Genomic DNA, 9,125 nt, shown 5'->3' with positions numbered 1-9,125 from the left:
TTGTATTTTGTCCTTGTTTTGGCTTTTGTCTGTTATTCATCGGTTGTGTAATTCTTTTACGTTATTTATCTCCTTCACGGACGGGTGGCGAACCTGTCCGTGGCGGAGATCAGCGCTTCCTCCATCGAGGGGACAGCGGTGGTGTGGCCCGCTCCCCCGACCAGAATCAGTTCAGCATCGGGGATCGCGCGTTCCAGCAGCCAGGGAGTGCCGACGAGGTTGCTCAGATCAAGGACGCCTTGCACCAGGACGACGGGGATCCCGGCGAGCCGGTCGGCGTCGCGCAGGATCGCGCCGTCCTCCAGGAAACAGCCGTTCGAGAAGTAGTGCGTGACCAGCCGGGCGAAAGCCAGCCGGAAGCGCGGGTCTTCGAATTTCGGAGAAGGCGGGACCCCGGGGACCATCGCCGCTTCCCAGTCGCACCAACCCTGTGCGGCGGCCTCGTGCACTGCCGGGTCCGGGTCCGCGAGCAACCGGTGGTACGCCGCCGCCAGGTCGCCGTCCCGCTCGTTTTCCGGCACCCCGTCCCGGAATCGGGCGAACGCCTCCGGGAACATGCCGCCCAGTCCGGCGGTCAGCTGGTCGATTTCGAGCTGGCGGTCGGTCGCCAAGCCCATCATGACGATTTCCGTCACCCGTTCGGGATGCCGCTCGGCGTAAGCGAGGCCGAGCACGCAGCCCCACGAGCCGCCGAACAGTTGCCAGCGCTCGATTCCCAGCGTTTCCCGCAGCAGTTCCAAGTCCGCGATCAGATGCTTGGCGGTGTTCGCTGACAGCGCTTCGACGGAGTCTCCCGCGTGCGGGGTGCTGCGGCCGCACCCCCGCTGGTCCATCAGGACGATCCGGTAGCGCTCCGGGTCGAAGAACTGGCGCATCCCCTCGCTGCAGCCGGTTCCGGGGCCGCCGTGCAGGACGGCCACCGGTTTCCCGTCGGGATTGCCGCAGGTTTCCCAGTACACCCGGTGCCCGTCGCCGACGTCGAGCAACCCGCTGTCGTACGGCTCGATTTCCGGATAGCGCAACGCTTCCCCCTCAGTTCAGGGTGCGCTCCAGAGCCCGCAGCGCACCGCACAGCTCAGCCGGGCCGGCCGGCCCGATCCGGATTTCCGCGTCCGGCCCGGCCCCGACGGTGTAGCTCAGGTACCGGCCCCAGTCCGTGTCCGCGTAGTGCAATGGTTCTTCCAGCCGGACGTACCGGCCGACGTCGTCGCGCCGTCCCGCGTACAGCTCTCCGCTGCCGTGCACCGGACGCTGCACCAGGGTTAGCACGTCGGACAACACCGGGTCCAACGGAAAAGCGTCCTCGCCGCGGCGCGCGGCTTCGGTCAGGTCGGCGACGCGCACGGTGCGCACGTACCCCCCGCCCGGGCCGACCGCCGGCAGCTGCTCGACGAGCGTTTCCAGCACGCGTTCGCGGTCGATCTCCTGGACGCCGACGTGTTCGCCGTCGGACACCGCGAGCACCGCCTGCAATCCGCTGGCCGCGGCCAGCACCCCGTACGTGCGATCTCCGGTCGCGACCCAGCCGTAGTACTCGGTCACCGGGCGCACGAGCAGCGGCAGCCAGTCGAGGAAGTCCACAGTGGCCCGGCCGCGCGAATCGACCAGGCCGGCCAGCGCCAGCGCGTCGTCCACCCGCTTGGCTGCTTCGTCGCGTTCGGTTTCCGACAGCCACGCCGGATCCGGCCGCAGCGTCACGTGCAACCGGCCCACCTGCTCGCGTTCGGCCAGCGCCGCGAGCGCTTCGACCGGGACATCCACCCGTCCCGCCGGATCGGCCACCGGCTACTCCTCCTCGTCGCCGAGAACCGGCGAGGTCGCCGAACCGTCCGCGCCGAACGCGCCTTCGGGATCGGCCTCGAGCAGGTACTCCGGCCGCCAGTGCAGCCCGTCGCCGGGACCGCCCTGCGCCGCGGGAGCGCCGCCGACGGCCGAGCCCGGACCGCGCTGGGACGGTTCGCTCACCGGAGCGGGCAGCACCGCGGCCCCGGGGCCGTTCCGGTCGTGGCTCGCGGCGGCCTGCGCGGTCGTGCCGTCCGGACCGGACCGGCGGATCGGGGCGCTGTCCGGGACGACCGGGCCGTATTGCTTCGGCAGCACGCGTTTCGTGTTCACGGTGACGCCGTGGTACTGCTCCATCACGCGGACGTTGTTCTCGTTCGCCTGGTGGAACCGGTCGATCCCGTCCTGAAAGGACACCGGCGCGGCCGACGCGGGGAGCACCGCCCGCAGCGGCCCTGCCCACGGCTGCGGCCGCTCCGGCCGGGGCGGCACGTCGACCACCGCGTGCCGGGAGCTTTCGAAGCTGCTGGCCTGGGTGTCCATCGACGCGCTGGTCAGGTCGAGCGGATCGGCGGACTCCCGGAACCCGGCCTCGACCGGTCCCGCTCCCGCCTTCGCCGCGTCCGCGGAGTCGCCGGTCCACGAGCGCGCCATCCGCTCCTGCAGGTCTTTCACGCTCTGTGCGCGCTCCAGGTAGGCCGCCGACAGCTCCTGGACCTTCGCCGCGGCAGCCCGCAGGCCGGACGTGTCGCCGCCGCGGAAATTGTCGAAGATCTGCTTGCCGTCCACCTGGTTCCCTTCGTGCCCGGCCGGGCGCTTACCGGCCGCGGCCGAGGTCGGCCCCGGCCCGGTCCGCCTCGGCCGTCCGGTCCCGCGCGGTGCGCAGCTTGTCGAGGTATCCGGCGGCGTACCGGCGCAGCGCCTCGTTCTGGTCGCGCAGCGTGCGCAGCGAATCCGCGCCGGCGGCGGCGTACTCCGCGCTCGCCGGGTCGGCTCCGGGGGCGGCGAAGACCTCCAGGATCTCGTCGATCGCGCGGCGGTCGGCGTCGATCTTGCCGAGCTCGTCCTCCCACAGCCGGATCACGGCGGTCAGCTCCGCCGCGTCCATGGCGAAACCGCCCCGCGCACGGCCCGATTCGCCGATGACCAAGGCCGCTCCCTTTCCCGGTGCGCACGTCGTGAGGTGCAGTCGTGATGTGCACAGCGTAGTCAACCGGCCCGGTCGTGTCAGCCGAGAGCCCGGCAGTGTGACAGCGCGTCTCCGTTCCGCCGTCACGTCACAGTACGTACGTACGGATTGCGAGAACCCGGTCCGCGATGTCAGGATTTCAGGATGCCACGGGTCAGCCAGGATCACCTCGACGCACGCCGCCGGCAGATCCTCGACGGCTCGCGCGTGTGTTTCGCACGCTACGGCTACGAGGGCGCCACCGTCCGCCGCCTCGAAGAAGCGACCGGTTTGTCGCGCGGGGCGATCTTCCACCACTTCCGCGACAAAGAGTCGCTCTTCCTCGCCCTCGCCGAGGACGACGCGGTGCGGATGGCCGACGTCGTCGCCGAACAGGGCCTGGTCCAGGTCATGCGCGAACTGCTGGCCGGGAACAGCGAGCACCCGGCGGACTGGCTCGGCACCCGGCTGGAAGTGTCCCGGCGGCTGCGCACCGACCCGGAGTTCCGCGGCCGGTGGGCGGAGCGCTCGCAGCAGCTGACCGAGGCCACCCGGGACCGCCTCGAATGGCAGCGCAAGGCCGGCAACCTGCGCGACGACGTCGACGTCAGCGTGCTGACCGCGTTCCTGGAACTCGTGCTGGAAGGACTCGTGTCGCACCTCGCGATGGGGCTTCCCGGCGACGATCTCGGCCCGGTGCTGGACCTGGTCGAGGAAACCGTGCGGCGGCACCGGCCGGGCACGCGCGGCTAGGTTCCCGCGCGATCGGCCGGGTTCGTGTTCAATGTGCGCCGTGGATCTCCTCGCCGCCCACGGCAGCGCGCTGGACGTGTTCGACGCCGCGGTGCACGCTGTCGGACCAGGCGACTGGACGCGCGGCACCCCGTGCACCGGCTGGTCCTTACGCGATCTGGTGAACCATCTGACGGCCGAACAACTCTGGGTGCCGCACCTTCTCGCCGGGGCGACACTCGACGAGGTCGGCAGCCGCTACGACGGCGACGTTCTCGGCGACGACCCGCTCTCGGTCTGGGAGAAGGCATCCGCTGCCGCCCGGGAAGCGTGGCTCTCCCCTGGCGCTCTGCGCCGCACTGTGCACGTCTCGTTCGGCCTCGCGCCCGCCGAGGAATACGGCTGGCAGATGACGATCGACCTCGCCGTGCACGGCTGGGACCTCGCCATCGCGCTCGGCCGCCCGAATCCGGTGCCGGACGGCCTGGCCGCGCGGCTGCTCGACGTGCTGCGCCCGATGATCGACGACTGGCAGGGACTCGGGCTGTTCGAACCGCCGGTCGCGGTGGGCCGCGCCGCCGCGGCTCCTGACCGGCTCGTGGCTTTGCTGGGACGGCGGCCGCGCTGAGGGACCGCGCCAAGGGACACAGTGGACAGAGCCCGGCCCCACGCTCGCTGCCGCTCTCGCCTCAATGCCGCTTTGACGCTCCCAATGCCGCATTGGGGTGTGCAGCGGCACGCCCGTCGAGCCGAGTGCCGTGTCACCGGCTGATCCGCCGCCGTCTCAGCCGCGGTCGACGCTGTGACGAGGGAAAAACCGGAGCCGGGTTCGCGTCCTGTCGCGGCACTGCCGCCCGGACCCGGTACGATTGTCGGCGTCGTCGCACTGCAGACCAGTCTTTTCGAGGAGTGACTTCCATCCGTGCGCGCTGCGCCATCGCCCGGTGACAGTACCGGGCCGGGTCCCGCCCGACCCGGCTTCCCGCCCGCCGTCCGTTCCGCCGTCCCGGACGGTGCGCCGTGATCCACGTCCTGCTTTCCGTGCTCGGCGTGCTGCTCTTCCTTCTCCTCACGATCGGCACCGGCCTCGCCGTGGCCGCCGAGTTCTCGCTGACCGCGCTCGAGCGCAGCACCGTCGACGCGGACGTCCGCCAGGTCGGTGACAAGCGCTCGCGCACCGTGCAGAAAGCGCACCGCACGCTGAGCTTCCAGCTGTCCGGCGCGCAGGTCGCGATCACCCTCACCACGCTGATCACCGGTTTCCTCGCCGAACCGCTCATCGGCGACCTGGTCCGCCCGCTGCTCGACGCGATGGGCCTGCCCGCTTCGGCGGCGTCCGGGGTCGCGGTGGCGGTCGCGCTGGTGCTGGCCACGTTCCTGTCGATGATCCTCGGCGAGATGGTGCCGAAGAACATCGCGATCGCCCGGCCGCTGCCGACCGCGCGCGCGGTTTCCGGCTACCACGCCCGGTTCTCCTCGCTGTTCCGCTGGCTCATCACGCTGATGAACAACAGCGCCAACTTCGTCGTCCGCAAGTTCGGCATCGAACCGCAGGAGGAGCTCCGCTCCGCGCGGTCGCCGCAGGAGCTGGGCTCGATCGTGCGCTCCAGCGCGGAAAGCGGAAAGCTCGACACGTCCACCGCGGAACTGCTGGACCGTTCGCTGCGCTTCGGCGATCGCACCGCGGACGAGCTGATGACCCCGCGCGTGCAGGTCGAATCGCTCACCGTGGACGACACGATCGACGACCTGATCGACATCTCGCGGCGCACCGGGTTCTCCCGGTTCCCGGTCTACACCGAGGATCTCGACGACGTCCAGGGCGCGGTGCACGTCAAACAGGCGTTCGCCGTCCCCGCCGCGGACCGCGCGACGACCCGGATCCGCTCGGCGATGCGGCCGGTGCCGACGGTGCCGGAGTCGCTGCCCGGCGACGATCTGCTGAACCGGCTGCGCGATTCGCGCTACCAGCTCGCGATCGTGGTGGACGAGTACGGCGGCACCGCCGGGCTGGTCACGCTGGAGGACGTGGTCGAGGAGATCATCGGCGACGTCCGCGACGAGCACGACGACCGCGAGGCCCCGGCCGCGCAGCAGCTCGGCGCGGACCGCTGGCTCGTGTCCGGGCAGCTGCGCGCGGACGAGGTCCGCGAGATCACCGGCTTCCGGATGCCCGAGGGCGACTACGAAACGATCGCCGGCCTGATCCTGGAGCGGCTCGGCGCCATCCCGGCCGAGGGCGACGCCGTCGAGGTCGACGGCTGGCGGCTCGCGGTCACCAGCATGGACCGGCACCGCGTCGCCGAGGTCCAGGTGCGCCCGGCCGAACGCGAGGTGACCGCGTGAACGACTGGCTGAACATCGCCCTCGTCGTGGTCCTGCTGCTGGCCAACGCGTTCTTCGTGGGCGCGGAATTCACCCTGATCTCCTCGCGCCGCGACCGGCTGGAAGCGTTGCTGGAACAGGGAAAGACCCGCGCGCAGATCGTCATCAACGCGAGCAAGCACGTGTCCCAGATGCTCGCCGGGGCGCAGCTCGGGATCACCATCTGCTCGCTGCTGCTCGGCCGGCTCGGCGAGCCCGCGGTCGCGCACCGGCTGTCCGGGTTCTTCGACCTGCTCGGCCTGCCCGACCAGCTGCTGCACCCGATCTCGTTCGCGATCGCGCTGGCGTTCATCACGATGCTGCACGTGCTGATCGGCGAGATGGTGCCGAAGAACCTCGCGATCGCCGAACCGGAGCGGCTGGCGCTGTGGCTCGTGCCGGTGCACGTGGCGTGGGTGAAGGTGGCCAACCCGGTCATCGCGTTCCTCAACTTCGTCGCGAATTCCTTGCTGCGCCTGATGAAGGTGGAGCCGAAGGACGAACTGGAGACTGCCTACAGCTCCGACGAGCTGGCCGAACTGCTCAGCGAATCGCGCCAGGAGGGGCTGCTCGACCAGTCCGAGCACCGGCGGCTTTCGCAGACGCTGTCGTCGGTCGCCAAGACGGTCGCGGACGTTCTGGTGCCCACCTCGGAACTCACGACGCTCCCCTGCGGGCCGACGCTCGGCGACGTCGAGCGAGCGGTGTCCACCACCGGGTTCTCGCGGTTCCCGGTGTGCACTGAGGACGGTTCGCTGACCGGCTACATCCACGTGAAGGACGTCCTCGACCTCGTGGGCCAGGACCCCGGCACGGTGATCCCGGACGACAAGACGCGGCCGTTGACCGAATTGCCGTCGGACGCGCGGCTCGACGTCGCGCTTTCGGCCATGCGCAAGGAAGGCAGCCATCTCGCGCGGGCGCTGGACGCTTCCGGCGCGGCCGTCGGCGTGGTGGCGCTGGAAGACCTCGTCGAGGAATACGTGGGGACCGTGCGGGACGGCACCCACGTGGCGGCATGAGCGCCCTCCAAGTGCTCGCCGAAGCGGACTGGCAGGCCCGGGAGCGAGCGCACGCCGAGCGGATGCGCGCGTGGACCGGGCCGCACCAGGAACGCCGGGCGCGGGGCGAAAAACACCCGGTCCTGGATTTCCTCTTCACCTACTACTCGCACCGGCCCGGACACCTCGAACGCTGGCAGCCGGGTCCGGGCGTGGTGCTCGCGGGCCCGTCCGCGCGGCGGTTCCTCGACCGTCCGGCCTACGTCGAGACCGAAGCAGGGGTGATGCTCGACCCGGCCGCCTTCACCGGCCGCCGGGCGCGCACCGCCGAGTTCGTGCTGAAGCTGCTGTCGGCCACGGCTTCCCGGTCTCCGCGGCTGAGCTGCTTCGGGCTCCACGAATGGGCCATGGTCTACCGCGAGCCCGCCGACTCGGTCCGGCACGCGCAGGTCCCGTTGCGGCTTGGGTCGGCAGGGACCGATCAGGTCGTGGAATCGATGGACATCCGGTGCGGGCACTACGACGCGTTCCGGTTCTTCACCGATCCGGCGCGGCCGCGCAACACGCTCGCGCCGACCCGGGAAGCGCAGGCCGAACTGGAGCAGCCGGGCTGTCTGCACGCGAACATGGATCTATTCAAGTGGGCTTACAAGCTCGATCCGTTCGTACCCGCCGAGCTGGTCGGCGACTGCTTCGCGCTCGCCGCGGACGTCCGTGAACTGGACATGCGGGCCAGCCCGTACGATCTGGCGGACTACGGCTACCGGCCGGTGCCGATCGAGACCGCCGAAGGGCGGGCCGCCTACGCCCGCGCGCAGGCCGGGTTCGCCGAACGGGCCGCGCCGCTGCGGGCCCGCCTGATCGGCCTCTGCCGAGACCTGCTCGCCGACCCGGCGAGGCCGCCGCGATCCGTGCCGGAGTCGCCCGGCCGTTGAGCTGACAACTCTGCGTAACGGTATTCACCGCAGGTCGCTGGCCTGATAGAGTGATAACGGTTTGGTTGCATGACAGAGCGTGTTGTGCACATCACGAAAGGACAACGATGGGGCGTCACAACCTGCCCGAGGAGCCGGTGCCGCACCCCCTCGACCCGCCGAAGCGGCCCGCCGGCCGCAGCGAGACGACCGGATCGCACCGGATCGTCGCCAAAAAGGCGCCGCGCAGGCGGATCGCGACGTGGCCTCTCGTGGCCCTCGGGCTCGTGGTGCTGGCCACGCTGGGCGTCGTCGGCTGGAACTGGGCCGACAGCGTGCTCAACAACCGCGCCGAGGCGCAGGCCGCCAGCTGCAACGGCGGCCGCACCGACATCCGGATCGTGGTGACGCCGCAGATCGCCAAGCCGGTCGAGGCCGCGGCGGCGCGCTGGAACCAGGACCTGACCCAGGTGCACGGCAGCTGCGTGCACGTGGCCGTGCAGAGCAAGCCCGCCCCCGACGTGCTCAACGCGCTCACCGGCAAGTCCTCGCTCGACGCGATCGGCGGCCTCCCGGACGGCTGGATCCCCGAATCCTCGTACTGGGTCGCGCAGCTCTCGAAGGCCAAACCGGACGTCATCGGCTCCCCCGCGATGCCGATCGGCTCCGGCCCGCCCGCGGACTACCCGTTCGTCGGCCTGTCCGGCGCGTCGATCGACGAGGTCCAGCAGCGCGGCACGCAGAGCTTCCGGGCGTTCCTCAAGGAACCCGCCCAGCTGGCCGACTTCGCGGCGGCGGGCATCCGCGCCTCCTGACGCTGACCGCACACGGCACCGCCTCCGCCCGCACCAGGGCCGGGGCGGTGTCGCGCGTTCGGGGGCAAGTCCCGCCGGAGCTGGCTCGTGAGTGCTGGCGCCGGTTCTAACCGGCATGAACACTCACGAGGCGAACTCGACCAGGCCGCAACCCCGGAGGCAGCGGCGGCCGAGGGCCTGCCTCGCCCAGTGGGCGGGCTTAGCTGCGGCATGGATGCGTGCGTCCTGACCAGCTTGTGAGTGCTGATGCCGGTTCTAACCGGCATCAGCACTCACGAGCCCTGCCCAGCCGCGCCTCCCGCGCGGGAATGCGACCGCCAGCCTCGTGAGTGCCGGCGCCGGTTCTAAC

At 70.7% G+C, this 9,125-nt stretch carries 10 protein-coding genes; 6 read left to right on the top strand and 4 right to left on the bottom strand.

Annotation, left to right across the window (positions count from 1 at the left end; genetic code table 11):
* Window positions 1–74 precede the first annotated feature (74 nt).
* The 4 genes from pip to ACWGIC_RS43925 are packed head-to-tail and all read right to left on the bottom strand — an operon-like array spanning window position 75 to window position 2,932.
* Window positions 75–1,022 (bottom strand): prolyl aminopeptidase, encoded by a 948-nt coding sequence (gene pip / locus ACWGIC_RS43940; RefSeq protein ID WP_452081874.1) that lies wholly within the window; start codon window positions 1,020–1,022, stop codon window positions 75–77.
* Between the two features lie 10 nt (window positions 1,023–1,032).
* Window positions 1,033–1,761 (bottom strand): ESX secretion-associated protein EspG, encoded by a 729-nt coding sequence (locus ACWGIC_RS43935; protein ID WP_451989169.1) that lies wholly within the window; start codon window positions 1,759–1,761, stop codon window positions 1,033–1,035.
* 24 nt (window positions 1,762–1,785) lie between these two features.
* On the bottom strand, window positions 1,786–2,571 hold the full coding sequence (locus ACWGIC_RS43930) for a WXG100 family type VII secretion target (protein WP_452081873.1): 786 nt from the start codon (window positions 2,569–2,571) through the stop codon (window positions 1,786–1,788).
* Between the two features lie 28 nt (window positions 2,572–2,599).
* Window positions 2,600–2,932 (bottom strand): hypothetical protein, encoded by a 333-nt coding sequence (locus ACWGIC_RS43925; protein WP_452081872.1) that lies wholly within the window; start codon window positions 2,930–2,932, stop codon window positions 2,600–2,602.
* A gap of 183 nt (window positions 2,933–3,115) precedes the next feature.
* On the opposite strand from ACWGIC_RS43925, the gene ACWGIC_RS43920 reads away from it, so the two are divergent.
* From ACWGIC_RS43920 to ACWGIC_RS43895, 6 genes are all read left to right on the top strand, one after another.
* Window positions 3,116–3,703 (top strand): TetR/AcrR family transcriptional regulator, encoded by a 588-nt coding sequence (locus tag ACWGIC_RS43920; protein ID WP_452081871.1) that lies wholly within the window; start codon window positions 3,116–3,118, stop codon window positions 3,701–3,703.
* A 40-nt stretch (window positions 3,704–3,743) separates the two neighbouring features.
* Window positions 3,744–4,310 carry a TIGR03086 family metal-binding protein gene (locus ACWGIC_RS43915; RefSeq protein WP_452081870.1) on the top strand — a complete coding sequence of 189 codons (567 nt, stop codon included), beginning with the start codon at window positions 3,744–3,746 and terminating at the stop codon, window positions 4,308–4,310.
* Window positions 4,311–4,705: 395 nt separating this feature from the next.
* A complete protein-coding gene (locus tag ACWGIC_RS43910) occupies window positions 4,706–6,028 on the top strand; it encodes a hemolysin family protein (RefSeq protein ID WP_452081875.1) in 1,323 nt (440 codons plus the stop codon).
* Window positions 6,025–7,068, top strand: coding sequence for a hemolysin family protein (locus ACWGIC_RS43905; RefSeq protein ID WP_452081869.1), 1,044 nt, complete (start codon window positions 6,025–6,027; stop codon window positions 7,066–7,068). Before ACWGIC_RS43910 ends, ACWGIC_RS43905 begins: the two co-directional genes overlap by 4 nt.
* The gene (locus ACWGIC_RS43900) at window positions 7,065–7,982 is read left to right on the top strand and encodes a 3-methyladenine DNA glycosylase (RefSeq protein ID WP_452081868.1); all 918 of its coding nucleotides are present in this window, start codon (window positions 7,065–7,067) and stop codon (window positions 7,980–7,982) included. Before ACWGIC_RS43905 ends, ACWGIC_RS43900 begins: the two co-directional genes overlap by 4 nt.
* Before the next feature lie 107 nt (window positions 7,983–8,089).
* On the top strand, window positions 8,090–8,776 hold the full coding sequence (locus tag ACWGIC_RS43895; RefSeq protein ID WP_452081867.1) for a hypothetical protein: 687 nt from the start codon (window positions 8,090–8,092) through the stop codon (window positions 8,774–8,776).
* Window positions 8,777–9,125 lie beyond the last annotated feature (349 nt).

It is taken from the genome of Amycolatopsis sp. NPDC054798, assembly GCF_053611505.1.
The sequence above is the reverse complement of the archived record's forward strand: the minus strand, read 5'-3'. Positions and strand labels throughout refer to the sequence as shown.